At 51.3% G+C, this 18,300-nt stretch carries 20 protein-coding genes, 1 pseudogene and 1 other annotated feature; all 21 genes and pseudogenes read left to right on the top strand.

The window, feature by feature from the left end; all coding sequences use genetic code 11:
• The first annotated feature begins 22 nt into the window (after positions 1-22).
• The 21 genes and pseudogenes from HPY81_05240 to HPY81_05140 all read left to right on the top strand — a co-directional run bounded on the left by HPY81_05240 (position 23) and on the right by HPY81_05140 (position 18,270).
• Positions 23-367 carry a histidine triad nucleotide-binding protein gene (locus tag HPY81_05240; GenBank protein ID NPV26857.1) on the top strand — a complete coding sequence of 115 codons (345 nt, stop codon included), beginning with the start codon at positions 23-25 and terminating at the stop codon, positions 365-367.
• A gap of 123 nt (positions 368-490) precedes the next feature.
• Complete coding sequence (locus HPY81_05235; protein ID NPV26856.1) at positions 491-667, top strand: 30S ribosomal protein S21; 177 nt, start codon at positions 491-493, stop codon at positions 665-667.
• A gap of 16 nt (positions 668-683) precedes the next feature.
• A complete protein-coding gene (locus tag HPY81_05230) occupies positions 684-1,136 on the top strand; it encodes a GatB/YqeY domain-containing protein (GenBank protein NPV26855.1) in 453 nt (150 codons plus the stop codon).
• A gap of 107 nt (positions 1,137-1,243) precedes the next feature.
• Positions 1,244-2,626, top strand: coding sequence for a nodulation protein NfeD (locus HPY81_05225; protein ID NPV26854.1), 1,383 nt, complete (start codon positions 1,244-1,246; stop codon positions 2,624-2,626).
• 33 nt (positions 2,627-2,659) lie between these two features.
• The gene (floA, locus tag HPY81_05220) at positions 2,660-3,652 is read left to right on the top strand and encodes a flotillin-like protein FloA (GenBank protein NPV26853.1); all 993 of its coding nucleotides are present in this window, start codon (positions 2,660-2,662) and stop codon (positions 3,650-3,652) included.
• A 111-nt stretch (positions 3,653-3,763) separates the two neighbouring features.
• The gene (locus HPY81_05215; GenBank protein ID NPV26852.1) at positions 3,764-4,111 is read left to right on the top strand and encodes a hypothetical protein; all 348 of its coding nucleotides are present in this window, start codon (positions 3,764-3,766) and stop codon (positions 4,109-4,111) included.
• 194 nt (positions 4,112-4,305) lie between these two features.
• Positions 4,306-4,590: a sporulation protein YqfC gene (gene yqfC, locus HPY81_05210; protein NPV26851.1), complete on the top strand. Its 285-nt coding sequence runs from the start codon at positions 4,306-4,308 to the stop codon at positions 4,588-4,590.
• Positions 4,591-4,602: 12 nt separating this feature from the next.
• The gene (gene yqfD, locus HPY81_05205) at positions 4,603-5,892 is read left to right on the top strand and encodes a sporulation protein YqfD (GenBank protein NPV26850.1); all 1,290 of its coding nucleotides are present in this window, start codon (positions 4,603-4,605) and stop codon (positions 5,890-5,892) included.
• Positions 5,893-5,969: 77 nt separating this feature from the next.
• Complete coding sequence (locus HPY81_05200; protein ID NPV26849.1) at positions 5,970-6,944, top strand: PhoH family protein; 975 nt, start codon at positions 5,970-5,972, stop codon at positions 6,942-6,944.
• 17 nt (positions 6,945-6,961) lie between these two features.
• Positions 6,962-9,154: pseudogene (locus tag HPY81_05195) on the top strand (HDIG domain-containing protein).
• A complete protein-coding gene (gene ybeY, locus HPY81_05190; protein NPV26848.1) occupies positions 9,132-9,614 on the top strand; it encodes an rRNA maturation RNase YbeY in 483 nt (160 codons plus the stop codon). The pseudogene HPY81_05195 and the gene ybeY overlap by 23 nt, the downstream one beginning before the upstream one ends.
• Before the next feature lie 38 nt (positions 9,615-9,652).
• On the top strand, positions 9,653-10,018 hold the full coding sequence (locus HPY81_05185; GenBank protein NPV26847.1) for a diacylglycerol kinase family protein: 366 nt from the start codon (positions 9,653-9,655) through the stop codon (positions 10,016-10,018).
• An 11-nt stretch (positions 10,019-10,029) separates the two neighbouring features.
• Entirely contained in the window at positions 10,030-10,437 is a 408-nt protein-coding gene (locus HPY81_05180; GenBank protein ID NPV26846.1) for a cytidine deaminase, read from the top strand.
• The gene (gene era, locus HPY81_05175; protein NPV26845.1) at positions 10,434-11,324 is read left to right on the top strand and encodes a GTPase Era; all 891 of its coding nucleotides are present in this window, start codon (positions 10,434-10,436) and stop codon (positions 11,322-11,324) included. The genes HPY81_05180 and era overlap by 4 nt, the downstream gene beginning before the upstream one ends.
• A gap of 13 nt (positions 11,325-11,337) precedes the next feature.
• The gene (deoC, locus tag HPY81_05170; protein NPV26844.1) at positions 11,338-12,036 is read left to right on the top strand and encodes a deoxyribose-phosphate aldolase; all 699 of its coding nucleotides are present in this window, start codon (positions 11,338-11,340) and stop codon (positions 12,034-12,036) included.
• The gene (recO, locus tag HPY81_05165) at positions 12,011-12,772 is read left to right on the top strand and encodes a DNA repair protein RecO (GenBank protein NPV26843.1); all 762 of its coding nucleotides are present in this window, start codon (positions 12,011-12,013) and stop codon (positions 12,770-12,772) included. The genes deoC and recO overlap by 26 nt, the downstream gene beginning before the upstream one ends.
• Before the next feature lie 114 nt (positions 12,773-12,886).
• Positions 12,887-13,309 carry a DUF4342 domain-containing protein gene (locus HPY81_05160; protein ID NPV26842.1) on the top strand — a complete coding sequence of 141 codons (423 nt, stop codon included), beginning with the start codon at positions 12,887-12,889 and terminating at the stop codon, positions 13,307-13,309.
• Positions 13,310-13,344: 35 nt separating this feature from the next.
• Positions 13,345-13,570 (top strand) — a binding site (T-box leader).
• A 66-nt stretch (positions 13,571-13,636) separates the two neighbouring features.
• Entirely contained in the window at positions 13,637-14,518 is an 882-nt protein-coding gene (gene glyQ / locus HPY81_05155) for a glycine--tRNA ligase subunit alpha (protein ID NPV26841.1), read from the top strand.
• A 47-nt stretch (positions 14,519-14,565) separates the two neighbouring features.
• Complete coding sequence (locus HPY81_05150; GenBank protein NPV26840.1) at positions 14,566-16,644, top strand: glycine--tRNA ligase subunit beta; 2,079 nt, start codon at positions 14,566-14,568, stop codon at positions 16,642-16,644.
• A 152-nt stretch (positions 16,645-16,796) separates the two neighbouring features.
• On the top strand, positions 16,797-17,435 hold the full coding sequence (locus tag HPY81_05145; protein ID NPV26839.1) for a helix-turn-helix transcriptional regulator: 639 nt from the start codon (positions 16,797-16,799) through the stop codon (positions 17,433-17,435).
• A 10-nt stretch (positions 17,436-17,445) separates the two neighbouring features.
• Entirely contained in the window at positions 17,446-18,270 is an 825-nt protein-coding gene (locus HPY81_05140; protein ID NPV26838.1) for a kinase/pyrophosphorylase, read from the top strand.
• Positions 18,271-18,300: the final 30 nt, after the last annotated feature.

The raw sequence follows: 18,300 nt of genomic DNA, 5'->3' as shown, positions 1-18,300 counted from the left end.
TCTGAATAAGGAGGTTAAGTTCATGGCTGAATGTTTGTTCTGCCGCATTGTGGCCAAGGAAATACCCAGTAAGGTTGTATACGAAGATAAGCAGGTATTGGCTTTTCATGATATCAACCCGGCGGCTCCGGTGCATGTGTTGATCGTCCCAAAACAACACCGGACCTCACTATTAGATGTCACACCTGATGACCAGGCTGTATTGGGCCACTTACAACTGGTGGCCGGTCAGCTGGCCCGTGAGCTTGGCCTGGAGGAACGGGGATTCCGTTTGGTGAGCAATTGTGGAGAAGAGGGTGGCCAAACAATTGGACACCTACATTTTCACCTTCTGGGTGGACGGACGCTGCAATGGCCGCCTGGTTAGGGTTGACTGAAAAATTGATTTTATAGTATAATGAACTAGTATATCAAATTATCGCAGAATGATTGATTCTACCACACGCAGCACTTGGTGGCAATATGGTTCGTAGTGGAGGGAGGGAAAGAAGTGAGCGAAGTCAAGGTAGGCAAAAATGAATCCCTGGATAGTGCACTGCGCCGGTTCAAACGTTCTTGCCAAAAAGCAGGTGTTTTATCGGAAGTCAGAAAACGTGAGCACTACGAAAAACCGAGTGTCAGAAGAAAGAAAAAGTCCGAAGCAGCGAGAAAGCGTAAGTTCAACTAAGGGATGGTGACCGGTGTTGTCATTGAAGGAGCGTTTAATGGAAGACATGAAAACGGCGATGAAAAAAAGGGAAGCCGGGAAACTTGCTCTTTCAGTGATCCGGATGGCACGTGCTGCGATCAAAAACGCCGAGATTGATAAGGGTCACGAGCTTAATGATGAGGAAGTAATCGAGGTGCTGACCAGGGAAGTCAAGTTGCGGCGTGACGCGATTGCTGAGTTCGCTAAAGCTCAGCGTGAAGATCAGGTCGCTAACTTGCAGGCCGAAATCGAAGTCTTAATGACCTACCTCCCGACACAAATGACTGAAGAAGAGATCCGCCAAGTGATCCAGGAGACGATTACTCAGGTCGGTGCTCAAGGTCCTAAGGCTCTGGGGAAGGTGATGGGGGCTTTAATGCCAAAGGTCAAAGGAAGGGCGGATGGTAAACTGGTCAACCAAATTGTCCGAGATATTCTAGGTGCATAATCGTTAAGTCAAAATCATACACTAGTCTGGTGGTTAAACTGCCAGGCTTTAGTTTTAAATAAGGAAGTGAACTGTAATCTTGTTGGAACAAGGCGGAGGTGTATTCCGTGGCGTTCTTTACCCGACAACAGCGAAAAAAGTCACAAAAAGCCCTGCTATATGTTGTGATTGCTCTGGTAATAATATCGTTTCTATTAACTATGGTGCTGCCGCTGTGGAGCCGTCCCGGGGGGCTTGTTTATGTCATACCGGTTAACGATGAGATCAACCCGGGGATAGCCAGGTTTATTGCCCGCGGGTACCAGCAAGCCATCCAGAACAAGGCTAACTGGGTTATTCTGGAACTTAATACGCCCGGTGGCCGTATTGACTCGGCGCTGAAAATCCGGGATATCATTTTAGAATCGCCAGTGCCGACGGTGGTCTACGTTACACCTCACCGAGCCCTCTCCGCGGGTGCCCTGATTACGCTGGCTGGAAAAAAAGTGGCGATGACCCCGGGAACGACCATTGGCGCGGCTGAACCGATTATCTTGACTGCCGGTGGCTACCAACGGGCCGATGAAAAAATCATTTCGGCCTGGACGGCAGAGATGGTGGAAACGGCGCGGACTAACGGCCGCAACCCGCAAATAGCGGCCGCGATGGCTGATCCAAATGTCGAAATTCCAGGTCTTGTGGAAAAAGGGAAACTATTAACTCTGGGGGCGGAGCAGGCTCAGTCTCTGGGGATCGCCGACTGGCTTGTGTCTGACCGCGTCACTTTGCTTCGCCAGTTAGAGGCCAGCGAATTCGAGACTGTTACTCTGCAGCCAAGCGTAGCCGAAACCCTGGCGGGTTGGGTGACCGGACCGGTGGTTGGTCCCTTGTTGCTTACGGTAGGCCTGGCCGGTCTGGTTCTGGAGTTTTTCACCCTGGGCTGGGGAGTAGCCGGGACAATAGGGCTTCTGTCCCTGGGGCTTTATTTCGGTGGCCATTTATTAGCAGGATTGGCTGGCTGGGAGAGCGTTATTCTCTTTATCGGCGGGGTAATTCTCCTGCTCTTAGAAATTTTGGTTATACCCGGCGTGGGGATAACCGGCCTGGCTGGGGTAGTGGCAATCGTGGCCAGTATCTTCCTGGCTGCCGGGTCGGCGACAGAAGCGTTGTTTTCTCTCGGTGTAGCCCTGGTGGGGACACTTGTGGTGTTAATTGTCGGTTGGTGCGTAATGAAAAAACGCAACCTCTGGTCACGGCTAATTCTGGGCACCCGGCAGGAGAACGCCGCCGGGTATGTGGCCCCAAGACGAGAGTTAAGCCAATACCTGGGGAAAACGGGAGTTACGCTCAGCATTCTGCGGCCGGCCGGCGTGGCTGAAATTGAAGGGGTCCGCCTGGATGTTGTTACCGAGGGTGGTTTCATTCCGCCCAAGACCTCGGTGCGCGTGGTCCAGGTGGAAGGAACCCGCGTGGTGGTGAGACCAGTCGAGGGCGATCAGGTGAGTCGTTAGACCCCAAATTTTAATAAGGGAGGTTGAAGTAAATTGTTCGTCGGTAGTCTGCTCGTATTTGTTCTGATTATATTAGCGGTAGCTCTTTTGTTCACCTTTGTGCCAGTCGGGCTGTGGATTTCTGCCCTGGCCGCCGGGGTGTACGTGGGCTTATTTACCCTGGTGGGGATGCGCCTGCGGCGGGTGCCTCCGGCCAAGATTGTTAATCCACTGATCAAAGCCGACAAAGCGGGTTTGAAGGTAACAGTGAATCAACTTGAGGCTCATTATCTGGCTGGCGGCAATGTTGATCGGGTGGTCAATGCGCTGATTGCTGCTGAAAGAGCTAATATTCCCCTGCCTTTTGAGCGGGCGGCGGCTATTGACCTGGCCGGGCGCGACGTGCTCCAGGCGGTCCAGATGAGTGTTAATCCTCGGGTGATCGAAACCCCAATGGTTTCTGCCATGGCTAAGAATGGGATTGAGGTTAAAGTCGTGGCCCGGGTGACCGTGCGGGCGAACATTGACCGGCTGGTTGGTGGAGCCGGCGAAGAAACTGTCCTTGCCCGGGTTGGTGAGGGGATTGTAACCACCGTTGGTTCTTCGGAAAGTCACAAGGCAGTGTTAGAAAACCCTGATTTGATTTCACGCACTGTGCTGGAGAAAGGTCTCGATGCGGGGACGGCGTTTGAGATTCTTTCCATCGACATCGCAGATGTTGATGTGGGACGAAACATTGGGGCGCAACTGCAGACTGACCAGGCGGAGGCCGACAAACGCATTGCCCAAGCCAAAGCGGAGGAACGTCGGGCGATGGCCGTCGCCCGTGAGCAGGAAATGAAGGCGGCTACTCAGGAAATGCGGGCGAAGGTGGTTGAAGCCGAAGCTGAGGTACCCCGGGCTCTAGCAGCGGCTCTTCGTGAAGGTAAGCTCGGTGTGATGGACTACTACAATCTGCAAAACCTACTGGCCGATACCCAGATGCGGGAAGGATTTTCCCGGCTCGGCCAGAAATCTGACTCTTCAGAAGGCGGGAGCAAGAAATAGGGACAGGGGGTGTTTCCTCTGGGTGACATCTGGATTTGGATCTTTATTATCATTATCGCCAGTCGGTTTTTCAGCCGACGACAAACTGAACAGGCTCCTCGGAGAAAGGGGTTGCCCTTTCCATGGCCTGCTCCTGATCTCCCACCGATTGGCCGGCACCCGACCCCGGCTGCGGGTCCGATCTCCTTGCCGACAAGTCAGGAACTGCGGCCCCCAGCACAGCCAGTAGAAGCACCGGTAGTGGATCCAGTGGAGAAAGAAGGCCGATTTCCAGAACAGCCAATGGTAAACCGAGCAGCAGATGGGTCAATGCCAAGTGGGCTAAAAAGCGTGGTGAACGAGGTGACAGGCTGGCCGGCCGAGCTGGTAAATAACCCGGTGGTGGCGGGGATCGTTCTGGCCGAGGTCCTGGCCCTGCCCAGGAGTCGACGGCCGTTTCGCCCAAGCTACCGGCGATAACAGTTTACCAGTTATTTCAAATACTTTGCATTAATCAGGAAAGCTCCTGGTATAACAACACCAGGGGCTTTTATCTTCTACGGTTTGTACTGCTAAATCCATTACTAGCATAGACTTTAAGAAGGGGAAATAGAAATTAATACTGGAAAGGGACAGGACATTTTGATAAAAATGCGGTTATTGGAGGGGTTGGTGTGTCAATCAAGGACCACAAAGAACAAGTTCAGCAAACAGTGGCCGGACTTTTCGACTTGCCCCGTGACATCGCGCTCAATTTGCCCAAGGTGGTTATCATTGGCAACATCCAGGTTTTTGTGGAAAACCACCGCGGTATCATTGAATATGCGCCGGAAAAAGTCAGAATCAGTATCAACCGGGGAGAATTAGAGATTAGGGGTTCTCAGTTGGTGCTGCGGAACATTTTGGCAGATGAGATCGCTCTCGATGGAAAAATTGAAGCAGTGACCTTCCGGGAGTAGGGGGTGACAGCGTTGTCCTTAAGATCTTGGTGGACATACATTCTGGGTTACGTGTTGATCTCGATCCAGGGACCATTTCCCGAACGTTTTGTCAACATGGCGGTTGCCCGAGGGATTTTCTTATGGGATATTACTCGCATTACCGAAGATAAAACTGAAGCTAAAGTGAGGATCGATGCCTTTCGGGCGATGCGGCACCTGGCCCGCCGTACCCGCTGCCGAGTGCGCATCAAGAGTAAATACGGCTTACCTTTTCTGATTATACGTTTAAGACGCAGAAAAATGCTAGTCTTGGGCGGGGTCCTTTTTTGCGCTGCCCTTTATTTATTGTCCTCATTTATATGGTTCATCGAAATAACCGGTACCGAGAAGCTTGACCCCTGGCAGATCCAACACCTTGCCGCTGAAATAGGTCTTCAGGTTGGTACCCCTAAGTGGAAGCTTGATCTGCCTGCGATTGAAAAAACGATCAGTGACCACTTTCCCCAGCTCCACTATGTGCATCTCTATTTTCGTGGGACTAAGGCCATCGTGGAAGTCGCTGAGAAAGTAATAATACCGGAGGATGACCAGTGGACTCCGGCCCATCTGGTCGCGATTAAGGATGGGGTCATCCAGGAAATTCTGGTTATGGTTGGTCAGGCGCAAGTTAAAGAAGGGGATACGGTTAAAAAAGGCCAGGTGCTCATTTCTGGAAGGATTCAACCTGACCCGGCACCCGCCGGCAGTCCACCGGGTCAGGGGCCAACTCCTCTGCCTTCGCGCCCGGAGCCCCAGTTGGTACATGCCAAAGGGATCGTTAGGGCCAGGGTGTGGTATCAAGGCTATGCGGAAATGCCTCTGGTTCAGACTGATGAGCAATTGACGGGCCGGTCCCAGACGGGTTACTACCTCGAGATTGGTAACTACTGTATAACCCTCAAAGGCCCGGACATTTCACCTTACCCGGTATACCGAACTGAAGTCTGGCGGTGGGAGTACCAGATCGGTAAACCCAAACCGGTAACGCTGAGACTACTAAAAACCACCTTCCGGGAAGTGGTCATTTATCACCGGGAGCATAGTCCAACCCAGACGCAATTGTTAGCTGAAGAACAAGCCCTGACGCAAATCAAATCTGTTTTACCACCTGACAGCCTGATTCTGGCCCAGCGCAGTGAAGTTATTCCCACGAATGACGCTTATCTGGTGCGGGTAAAGGTCGTAGTCGAGGCACTGGAGGAAATCGCTGAACCCCAACCGATCCATCAAGAGACCAGAAGGACTCAAGGTAGCCAGATTCGACGCAAAACGGCCCGCTAGTGACGATGGAATGGTTTTGGTGTATAATTAAATACGGCAAACTGTATAGCCCATAATTATAAGGGGGTTATAATTAATTGACTGAAAACACGGAAGTGAAGATTACGGTAGATAATAATGGAGATGCGGCCAACGTGTTTGGTCAATACGACGAGAATCTACTGTATATCGAAAAGCATTGCTCAGCGCGGATCACTGCCCGGGGAGGAGAAGTTGTGATCAGCGGCAGTGAAAAGGAAGTTGCCGAAGCCGCTGCCCTGTTTCAACAGCTGTTAGCTCTGGCGAAAGCGGGTAATATTATCACTATTTCCGATGTCAACTATGCCCTGAGTCAGGTAAGAAAAGGCCGGACTAATAACCTGACCGAAGCCTTATCTGAGGTTATCTTAACGACTACCCGTGGTAAAGCAATTAAAGCCAAGACTTTAGGACAGCAACAGTACGTTCAGGCCATCCGGAATAACGATATCGTTTTTGCGATTGGGCCAGCGGGGACCGGCAAGACCTACCTGGCGGTGGTCATGGCGGTCGAGGCTTTACGGAACAAGACGGTCAGCCGAATTGTTCTGGTTCGTCCTGCGGTGGAAGCCGGGGAGAAGTTGGGTTTTCTACCAGGTGATATGCAGGAAAAAGTCGATCCGTATTTGCGTCCACTGTACGACGGAATTTATGACGTCCTGGGCCTGGAAATTGCCCAACGCTATATGCAGAAGAATATCATCGAAGTCGCCCCGCTTGCGTACATGCGCGGACGAACTTTAAATGATTCCTTTATCATTCTCGACGAAGCCCAGAACACGACACCTGAGCAAATGAAGATGTTTTTGACGCGCTTGGGGTTCGGCTCCAAGGCAGTAATTACGGGTGATATTACTCAGGTTGATTTACCGAAGGGGCAGTATTCAGGACTAGTAACAGTACAAAATATCCTTAAGGGGGTCGAAGGTATATCATTCCAGTACTTAACGGCTCTCGACACTGTACGGCATCCCCTGGTGCAGAAGATCATCCGGGCTTACGAGGTTCACGCCGAGGAGGAACAGAGGGCATAGTGTAAGGGGTGTAATTAATGCCGATACTTAAAACTCTCCAGAAGAGTTTTCAGATTCCCTGGTTAATGCTACTCCGCAATACAACCAGCCGGAAGATTTTATGGGCCGGGCTGGCTTTTCTTGTGGTTACTATTATTCTGTTACCAAATTATAGTTTGGATGAGTATGATCTAGTCCCCGGACAGATCAGTCCGCGGGATATTACGGCTCCTCGGACGATGGTGTTTACTGATGAGGCCAAGACGGCTGAACTCAAGCAACAGGCAGCTGCGGCCGTGCAAAAAGTCTATCAGCAGGACGACAGCGCTCTTCAGAATACCCAGAAGAATGTCAGTTCTATCTACGCAAAGGTCAAGGCAGTGAGGGCTGATCAGTCCTTGAATGAACAGGAAAAGGTGAAACGACTGCGCGAGGTTCTCCAGCCGGAACTGGGTAAAGAGCAACGTTGGTGGGATAAGCTATCTGACCGGGTCTTATTAAGTCTGCTCCGGGCCGACGACCGCGGTTTAGATCAACTTCAGGTAGAGACCGACCGTATTTTGGGACTGGCCATGAGTAAGACTATTACCGAGGAGACCCTGGACACGGCGAGACAGGAAATCAGTGCTGAGGTTCAACGCTTGAAGAACAGCTCGGAGCTCAGGACTTGGGTCGAGGTGGTCGCTCAGAGCGTTGTCCAGCCCAATATGATTCTCAACCGAGAAGACACCCGACGGAAAATTGAGGAAGCCCAGAACAAGGTTCTGCCAGTGCAGCGGACAGTGAAACAGGGCCAGATCATTGTTCGCAAGGGGAATCCGGTATCTCCGGAGGACATCCAAGTCTTGCGTCAACTTGGGTTGCAGCGCACGAAGTCACCCTGGCTGACGTTTATTGGTTTAGGCTTGCTGGTGCTTATCACTATGGGGGTGACAATGGCGTATTTGTATTTATTCTACCGGCCGATTTGGCAGTCGGAATCACGTTTGGTGTTGCTCAGTATTCTAGTGATCATCACTCTTCTGGCGGCCCGCGGTGTAACAGCGATTCAGATCGGTAGCCGCCCTGAAATCTCTTCTTTAGTTGGCTACATGGTGCCAGTCGCCGCGGGTTCAATGCTGATCGCTATTTTATTAGATACCAAAGTAGCCGTGTTTGTAACGATGATCCTCAGCATATTTGTTGGGATCTTGACTGAGGGCAATCAATTGTTTTTTGCTGTGGTAGCCCTGGTAGGAGGCATTGTCGGAATCTACAGTGTATCCAAACTCAATCAAAGCTCAGATCTGGCCAAAGCGGGTATATATATCGGTCTGGTCAATATTGGCGTTATTATTGCTTTGGGATTAATCAACCACGAGTCTTCCACGACCATGATTCTGGTGGGTTCTGTCATGGGCGTGGTTAACGGCATCCTGTCGTCTGTTCTGACGAACGGGTTTCTTCCTTATTTGGAAAGTGCGTTTGGGATCACGAGCGCGGTCAAGTTATTGGAACTGGCTAGTCCAAATCAACCACTGTTGAAACGGCTGTTGGTCGAAGCACCTGGTACGTACCACCACAGTATTATCGTGGGTAATCTGGCTGAAGCAGCGGCGTAAGCCGTTGGCGCCCAGCCGCTGCTGGTTCGAGTGGGCGCCTACTACCATGACGTAGGCAAATTAAAGCGGCCCTACTTTTTTATCGAAAACCAGATCTCAAGCGAAAATCCCCACGACAAGATTGCGCCTAGCCTCAGTACTCTGATCATTACTTCGCATATTAAGGACGGGGTTGAACTCGCCCGCGAACACCAACTGCCCAAACCGGTGGTTGACATTATCGAACAGCACCACGGAACAAGCCTAGTTGCTTATTTCTACCAGCGGGCACTTGATTGCGACAGGTGTGATTCCGTGGTAGAATCGAGTTTTCGTTACGAAGCCCCGAAACCGCAGACCAAGGAAGCGGCTCTGGTCATGCTGGCCGATGCCGTGGAGGCCGGAGTAAGGTCGCTCCAAAAGCCGACCCCGGGGCGAATTGAAGGTTTTGTACGCAAGATCGTGAAAGAGAAGTTGAACGATGGTCAACTGGATGAGTGTAACTTAACGTTTAGAGACCTGGACCTGATCGCGAGTGCTTTTATTCGGGTTTTGACTGGGATTTTTCACTCGCGGGTAGAGTATCCGGAAAACCTGGTCAAGGAAATGGAAAGGAGAAAGGTGAAAAATGTCGCTGCTGCTAACGAATGAGCAGGAGACAGTTACTTTGCCAGCCAGCTTGGAAGAGTTGCTCGTGCAAGTTGTGCAGCTGGTTCTGGAGCGAGAACAGGTTGACTCACAAGCCGAGGTAAGTTTGGTCCTGGTCGATGACCGACGAATCCAGCAGTTAAATCGCGATTACCGTGGACTGGACAAACCAACCGATGTTCTTTCTTTTGCTCTGGAAGAATCATCCCCGGATGAACCCGAGTTTGATGATCCAACAGCCGGCTTAGTTCTGGGCGATATTATTATCTCCCTGGAAACTGCTCAGCGGCAAAGCCTTGAGTATGGACATTCGCTGGAGCGAGAGGTAGCTTATCTTACGGTCCATGGTCTACTCCATTTATTGGGTTATGACCATCAGGATGAGGTTGCCCGGGCGGAGATGCGTCGCCGGGAGGAAGAAATATTAACGGAAGTTAGCTTGCCACGAACAGTTAGCGAATAGTGTTATAATAGAAATTGAGTGAGAGCGGGTGGTTTAGTGTGGAGGTGCGGCGGCTTCTCCAAAGTTTTCGCTACGCGATTGAGGGAGTGGGTTACGCTCTGCGAACCCAGCGCAATATGCGTATTCATTCTGCCGTGGCGGTGGTAGTAGTTGGCCTGGGTTATTGTCTCCGTCTCACGCGGACGGAGTGGGTGGCCATTATTTTTGCCGTCGCATTGGTGTTGGTGATGGAGATGGTCAATACCGCCATTGAGAAGACCATCGACCTGGTTACTTCAAAGCATCACCCTCTGGCAAAAATTGCCAAGAACGTGGCGGCGGGGGCCGTCCTGGTGGCGGCGGCCAACGCTGTCGTGATTGGTCTCCTGGTTTTTAGCCCTTATTTGAATGAGGTTAGACGATAGGGTGATTATAGATGGAATATAGCGAACTAGTAAATCTAGCCCGTCAGGCGCGTGACTTTGCCTATGCTCCTTACTCCAAATTCAGGGTTGGCGCAGCCCTTCTGGCCGTAGATGGCCGGGTCTTCCTGGGGTGCAACGTGGAAAACGTATCTTTCGGCCTCACTATTTGCGCCGAACGGACAGCTATTGTGAAGGCGGTGTCGGAGGGATCGAGACAATTTTGCAGTCTGGCGGTTATCGGGGATACTTCGTCTTACTGTCGTCCATGCGGGGCATGCCGGCAGTTTATCGCTGAGTTCGGTTCCGAGATTGTGGTGATCATGGCCAATGACCAGGGTGAATTTGAAGTAAGCCCGATTAGTGTATTGCTGCCAGCTAGCTTTTCATTATCAGTATCAGTCGGGGAGGGAAAAAGGTGAGCGGCCGCTCAGGATTTGTTTCCATCATCGGCCGGCCGAATGTGGGCAAGTCAACACTCCTCAACCACCTGGTCGGTCATAAAATCGCGATTATTTCGGATAAACCGCAGACTACACGCAACCGGATCCAGGGGGTGTACACCACCAGTCGAGGTCAGGCCATTTTTATCGATACCCCGGGTATCCATAAGCCGAAGCATAAACTGGGCGAATATATGGTTAAGGTGGCACAGCGCTGTCTCAAGGAGGTTGACCTTATTTTGTACGTGGTTGACGCCTCCTCTCGCTTTGGCCCCGGCGAGCAATACATACTGGACAATCTCCAGGGAATCAAAACACCGGTCTTCCTGGTGGTTAACAAGATTGATCTGATCAGCAAAAAGGACTTGATGGTTTACATCGCCGATTATCAGCAGCGCCGCGAGTTTGCCGAAGTTATTCCTGTCTCGGCGCTGACGGGAGAAAATCTAGGTCGTCTTGAAGAACTTGTTTTCCAGTACCTGCCTGAAGGGCCGCAGTTCTATCCGGCGGACGTGGTGACTGACCAACCCGAAAAATTTGTGATGGCGGAGCTAATCCGGGAAAAGGTTTTGCTGCTCACCCGGGAAGAAGTGCCGCATTCTATCGCCGTGGACATTGAGGAGATCAAACCGCGCAACGATAACCTGATTTATGTTCGGGCGATCATCTACACCGAAAGGGAGTCACAAAAGGGGATCTTGATCGGTCGTAATGGTAAGATGCTGAAAGATATCGGCCAACTTAGCCGGCAGGATATAGAAAATCTCTTGGGTACCCAGGTTTTCCTGGAGCTCTGGGTCAAGGTGAAAAAGGACTGGCGTAACCGGGAAGCCTACCTGCGGGCCTTTGGCTTTAACCGTGAATAAAATGGAGGTCATAATGGACCTGGCGAAATTGATTGATCATACCCTGCTCAAGCCGGATGCCACGGAAGCTGCTGTGACTTCCTTATGCTGGGAAGCCCAGGAGTACGGATTTGGCGCAGTGTGTGTTAATCCCACCTGGGTATCTTTAGCTGCTCGCTTGTTGCGTCCAACCTCGGTAAAGGTTTGTACCGTAATTGGTTTTCCCCTGGGAGCAACCACCACGCCAGCCAAAGTCGGAGAAGCGATCGAGGCGCTTGCTTGCGGGGCAACGGAACTGGATATGGTAATAAATTTGGGGAAATTGAAAAGCGGACACTACGATTTTGTTTGCCGGGATATTGAAGCGGTAGTTGGCGTGGCGCGAGAATGCTCGCCACCGATCGTGGTCAAGGTGATTTTGGAAACCGCGCTTTTGACCCGGGCGGAGAAGGTAACCGCTTGTCAGTTGGTTAAAGATGCGGGGGCAGATTTCGTTAAAACCTCAACGGGGTTTGGACCCGGTGGGGCGACGGTGGACGACGTCAAACTTTTGCGGAGCATTGTGGGGCCGGCCTTTGGGGTTAAAGCTTCGGGAGGAATTCGTACCCTCCAGCATGCCCTGGCCATGGTGGAGGCTGGAGCCAACCGCCTGGGGACCAGTGCTGGAGTGGCGATCATGGCGGAAGTTCGCCGGTGTGGGGTGGATGATGAACAGAGGGCTTTATCGGACTGAAGCCATTGTGTTGCGGGCCCGAGACTATGGTGAGGCTGACCTGTTATTAACGTTGTTTTCCCGCGGCCTAGGTCGGCTTCAGGCAATTGCCAAGGGAGTGCGGAAGCCGCAGAGTAAGCTGCGGGCCGGGGTACAGCCGCTGATGTATGCCCACTTTCAGCTGTATGCGGGCCGGAGTACCCTGTATACGGTAACCCAAAGCGAATCCCTGGAGGCTTTTCGGCTCTTGCGGGAAGACCTGGAACGTCTGACTCATGCCGTATATCTGTGTGAGCTTTTAGATAAGATGCTCCCCGAGCAAGAAGCGCATGCGGATGTGTTTGACCTGACCCTGACCATTATGTATCTTATGGAGCAAGCTGACCCGACAATTTTGACTCATTTTTTTGAATTACGCTTGGCCAGTTTATTAGGCTACCAACCCCGTTTGGAGTGCTGTGTTTCTTGTGAGGGACCTTTGCTTGCTCCTTTAAGATTTAGTGCGGCCCGGGGTGGAGTCCTTTGTCGCAATTGTCTAAGTTACGATGGTGAAGCCAAATCGGTGACGCCAGGAACGGTTGCCCTGATGAATCAGTGGTTGAAAGTGGACCCACGGATACTTGAACGAATTAAGGTTTTGGAGTACAGCCGCGGCGAAATCAGCGACCTGTTGCCCTATTATCTCGAATACTATCTGGAAAAAAGACTGCAGACCTTAACCGTAATTAACAACCTGAAACAAGAATTAAATACCTGAACGGTATGGCGAATAAAAACAGGGCTGGTTGGGTAAGACAATGTTAGTGGAGATTTGGAGTAAAGTCACTTGAAGTTAGTGGCCGAAGGAGTGGTTAAGGTGGATAAAAGCGAAATTACCCTGGAGAAAATAGACGTGCTCAGGCAGAGGTTCGACGTGGGTTATGCCGAAGCCAAAGAGGTTCTGGAAGCGGCTAATGGCGACCTGATCCAGGCGCTGGTAATGTTAGAGGAAAAAAAAGAAAATGAACCGGGCTGGGATGACCAGCTCCAGCAGAAAGGCGAAGAATTAGTTGCTCAATTGAAAACACTTTTACATAAGGGTAACACCACGAAGCTAAAATTGAAAAAAGACGACCAGACACTGGCGGAAATTCCGGTTAACGTTGGTGTCCTGGGTTTAGTTGGTGCAATGGCCAGTGCTCCCCTGGCGATCCTGGGAGCGATTGGGACAATTGCGGCCGTGGTCAATAAGTGTACCCTGGAAGTCGAACGGCCAGAGGAAACGGAAGAAAAGCGTGACCCTGATCAAGGTTGACAGGTCAGGTTAGATTTGCTAAAGTAGAGAAAAAATATGTTGCAATGAAGGAGATAAGTAGCTGTCCAGTGACTCGACAGAGAACCGGAGCAGGTGGAAACCCGGTGGGTCCAGACAGTGAAAGGCACTCCGGAGCCCAAGAGGAAAGCTCCAGAAACATTATTGGGGTGAGTAAAGCTTGATGTTCTAATTAAGGTGGGCCGTACAGAAATAACGGCCAATCAGGGTGGAACCGCGGGAAGAACACCTCCCGTCCCTGCAGTTTTAACGCTGCTCGGATGGGGGGTTTTACATTTTAAAGCACTTGAGGGGGAGGTAAGAATAATCATGACATTCCAGGAACTGATTATGCAACTTAATCAATTTTGGGGTGAACAAAAATGTATCATTCAACAACCCTATGACATTGAAAAAGGGGCCGGGACCATGAATCCCGCCACGTTTTTGCGGGCTCTGGGACCAGAACCGTGGAACGTTGCGTATGTTGAGCCGTCCCGTCGCCCGACCGACGGGCGATACGGCGAAAATCCCAACCGCCTGCAGCACTATTATCAGTACCAGGTTATCCTGAAGCCTTCACCTGACAATGTACTGGAAGTGTATCTCGACAGCTTGCGTCGGTTGGGAATCGATCCTTTAGAACACGATATCCGCTTCGTCGAAGACAACTGGGAGTCGCCAACCCTGGGGGCCTGGGGACTGGGCTGGGAGGTCTGGCTTGATGGGATGGAAATTACCCAGTTTACCTATTTCCAGCAGTGCGGCGGGATTGACTGCCGCCCGGTCTGTGCAGAGATTACCTATGGTCTGGAGCGCCTGGCCATGTACATCCAAAAAAAGGACAGCGTGTTTGATGTGGAGTGGGTAGAGGGAATCACCTACGGGGACGTTCACCATCAGAGTGAAGTTGATTACTCCCACTATAATTTTGAAGTCGCCGACACCGCCGCTTTGTTTACCCTTTTTGATATGTATGAAAAAGAGGCGTTGCGAGTGATCAATCACGGGCTGGTTCAACCAGCTTATGATTATGTGCTGAAGTGTTCGCATACCTTCAACCTTCTGGATGCCCGTGGCGCCATCAGTGTTACGGAGCGCACCAGTTATATTGGACGGGTGCGTAATTTGGCTCGTGTCTGCGCCCAGGCTTATATTGATCAGCGCGAACGCCTGGGTTACCCGCTGCTGAAGAAGACCAGCGGAAAATAAATCACGCGGAAGCTGTTGTATTAGACTGGGGAAAGGAGAATTACTAGATGAGCAAGGACTTGCTAATGGAAATCGGCACGGAAGAAATACCAGCCAAGTTTATGGAACCGGCGCTAGCCCAGCTCAAGAGCCTGGCTGAGCGAGCCTTGATAGAAGAAAGGTTGTCAGCCGGAGAAGTGATGACTTATGGGACGCCGCGCCGTTTAGCTCTGTATATAAAAGAACTGGCCGAACGCCAGGGTGATCTCGTCGAGGAAGTCAAAGGACCAGCTAAAAGAGTCGCGTTCGATGAGCAGGGACAGCCGACCAAGGCCGCCCAAGGATTTGCCCGCAGCCAGGGCGTGGCTGTCGAAGATTTGGTCGTCAAAGACACTGGCGCTGGGGAGTACGTATTTGCTACCAAACGAGCCACTGGCAGTCCAACGGAGGAAGTTTTACCGCGCCTGTTGCCAGCGCTTATCACCGGCTTGAGTTTCCCCAAACCAATGCGTTGGGGATATGGGGAACTGCGGTTTGCCCGGCCGATTCGCTGGCTGGTTGCCCTCTGGGGAACAGAAGTGATTCCCTTTGACCTGGAAGGGATAAAAACCGGTCGGGAAACGTATGGGCACCGTTTTTTAAGCCAGGGCCCTCTCACCCTGAAAGAACCGGTTGAATACCTGACCAAGCTAGAAAAAGCCTACGTTATTGTTGACCAGCGCCGGCGCAAAGAAATGATCTGGGCCCAGATCCAGCAACTGGCTGCCCAACATGGGGGGTGGGTCGAACCCGACGAGGAACTGCTGGAGGAGGTCACCCATCTCCTCGAATATCCCACGGCCCTGTGTGGCGGGTTTAGCGAAGACTATTTGGTCCTACCCCGGGAAGTTCTGATTACCACGATGCGGGAACACCAGCGCTATTTCCCCGTTTTAGACAGCCAGGGAAACCTGCTTCCCAAGTTTATTACCGTGCGTAACGGGACGGCCGACCACTTGAGTGTGGTCCAGACTGGAAACGAAAAAGTGCTGCGGGCGCGCCTGGCTGACGCCTGGTTCTTCTATGAGGAGGATTTAAAAACACCGCTGGCCACGAACGTGGAAAAATTGCAGAAGATCGTCTTTCAAGAAAGCCTGGGGACGGTCTACGAGAAGGTTGAGCGAATTCGCGTTCTGGTCCGCTATCTGGGACAAAAACTCGGGTTGTCGGATGAGCAGTTAGCAGACGCAGACCGGGCGGCTTACCTAACCAAGGCTGACTTGGTGACCAATATGGTTTATGAGTTCCCCGAACTCCAGGGAATCATGGGAGCCGACTACGCCAGACAGAATGGCGAAAAACCGAATGTAGCCCAGGCCATTTTTGAACACTATCTACCCCGACACGCGGGCGACATCTTGCCAGCGAGCGTAATTGGTTCACTGGTGAGTATTGCTGATAAAATTGACACGATCGTGGGCTGCTTTGCCGTTGGAATCCAGCCTACCGGTTCTCAGGACCCTTACGCTTTACGCCGGCAGGCCTTGGGCATATGTCACGTTATTCTCAACCAAAAGCTGAAGCTCTCGTTAAGTGATTTGATCAACACAGCCTACAGCCTGTATGAAAATAAGATTAAGGCTAAGCTAACGCGCGAAGATGTCTTGCGTGAAGTTCAGGAGTTCTTACGCCAGCGGATCCGCAATATCTTGATGGACCGCGGGGTGACATATGATGTAGCTGATGCCGTTCTGGCCGCCGGTTATGATGATGTGGTCTGGGCTGAATTAAGAAGTCAGGGCATCCAGGTCTTCCGCAGTCAGCCGAACTTTGCCGCACTTTTAACGGCCTTTACTCGGGCGAACAATCTGGCGAAAAATGCCGTGACTTCAGAAGTTAACGTTAATATCTTTGCGCACAAGGTGGAACAAGCCCTTTATGACGTCCTGGTGGCTATCCAGGAAAAGGTTCAGGCTGATCTGGAGCAAGAGCGGATTATACCCGCTCTGGAGAAGATTGCCAGCCTCCAACCAGTGATCGCGGAATTTTTCGAGGGAGTCATGGTCATGGTTGAGGATGAGCAGGTCAGAAACAACCGTCTGGCTCTGTTAAAAAGAATCTCAGACTTTATGGGACAAATCGCTGATTTTTCCAAAATTGTCACCTAGACTACCTATGCAGCCGGGGAGTATTTCCCGGCAATTTTTTCTGGTCAATTTAAGAGGACTTTTACCAGGAATGTGGTATATAATAATTATAAAGGCTTAATAGAGTATAGCACATTGGCCTGATTATGCTGAGATTATAGGGGGTGTGCTTCATCGAACTTACCGAACGACAGGAGAAGATCATCGAGATCGTCAAAAACAATGCGCCGATTACTGGGGAGCAAATTGCTGACCGTTTGCGAGTGACGCGGGCGGCTCTGCGCCCCGATTTGACCGTCCTGACCATGTCCGGGATTCTGGAGGCCCGGCCCCGAGTAGGCTATTTCTATAACGAGCGGACGATCAACTCCCTGGTAGGGGAGCGCCTGTCGCAGATTCGGGTGAAGGATGTCAAGTCTCGCCCGGTGGTGGTGCGCGAGGATGACACCATTTACGATGCCATCGTTACTCTCTTTTTGGAGGACGTTGGCAGCTTGTTTGTAGTGGGGGAAGAGGGCTTCTTAGAAGGGGTGGTTTCCCGTAAGGACCTGTTAAAAAACACCCTGGGTCAGGTGGATATTCACCGCATCCCAATTGGCGTAGTCATGACCCGCATGCCAAATATCATAACAGTTACGCCAGATGATACCGTCTTTACGGCGGCCAAGAAGCTGATCGACCACGAGATCGACAGCATGCCGGTAGTACGCACTTACATTGACAGCAACGGTAAGGAAAGACTAGAAATAGTTGGCCGGCTTACCAAAACCAATATTACCCGGCTATTCGTAGAATTGGTCGGACAGGGCTAGGAGGGACGAGATGGCCGCAGAGGTGCCAGTTATTTACATCATCTCCGATTCGATTGGAGATACCGCTGAGGTGGTGGCCCGCGCCGCTGCCAGTCAGTTTGATTCGGGTAAGTTTGAAATTCGACGGGTTCCTTACGTGAGTGATGAGAAACACTTAGAAGAAATCATTGCGGAGGTGCAAGGGTGTAACTGTGCGATCATTTATACGGTGGTGGTGCCGGAACTGAAACAAGCACTGGAAAAGCTAGTCAAAGAAAGGAATATTCCGGCAGTAGACATTTTGGGGCCAGCCATTGACGCGATCGGGAAAATCAGTCAGTTGCCGCCGAAGCTGAAACCGGGTTTATTACGCCAACTGGATGAAATGTATTTCCACCGGGTGGAAGCGATCGAATTTGCTGTTCGCTACGATGACGGTAAGGACCCCCGTGGTCTGGCGCTGGCAGACATAGTTTTAATTGGGGTTTCGCGGACATCCAAGACTCCGTTGTCGATGTATCTGGCGAATAAGCGCTTGAAAGTGGCCAATGTGCCCCTGGTGCCAGAGGTAGCTCCACCCGAAGAATTATTCAAATTACCCCCGAACAAGATCATTGGCCTGACCATAAAGCCCCAATTGCTTAATGAAATTCGCCAGGAGCGCTTGAAGACGCTGGGGCTGACTTCTAGTGCTAACTATGCCAGCTTAGAAAGGATTGAACAGGAGTTAGACTACGCGGCTAAATTAATGAAGCGGCTGGGCTGTCCAGTGATTGACGTAACTAATAAAGCCGTAGAAGAAACAGCGGCGAAGATATTAGAAATCTATTACAAGGGGGAAAGGTACGGTGGGTAAAAAATATGTTTATCTCTTCGAAGAGGGCCG

This window comes from Bacillota bacterium (genome assembly GCA_013178045.1).
GTDB lineage: Bacteria > Bacillota > Ch66 > Ch66 > Ch66 > Ch66.
The sequence above is the reverse complement of the archived record's forward strand: the minus strand, read 5'-3'. Positions and strand labels throughout refer to the sequence as shown.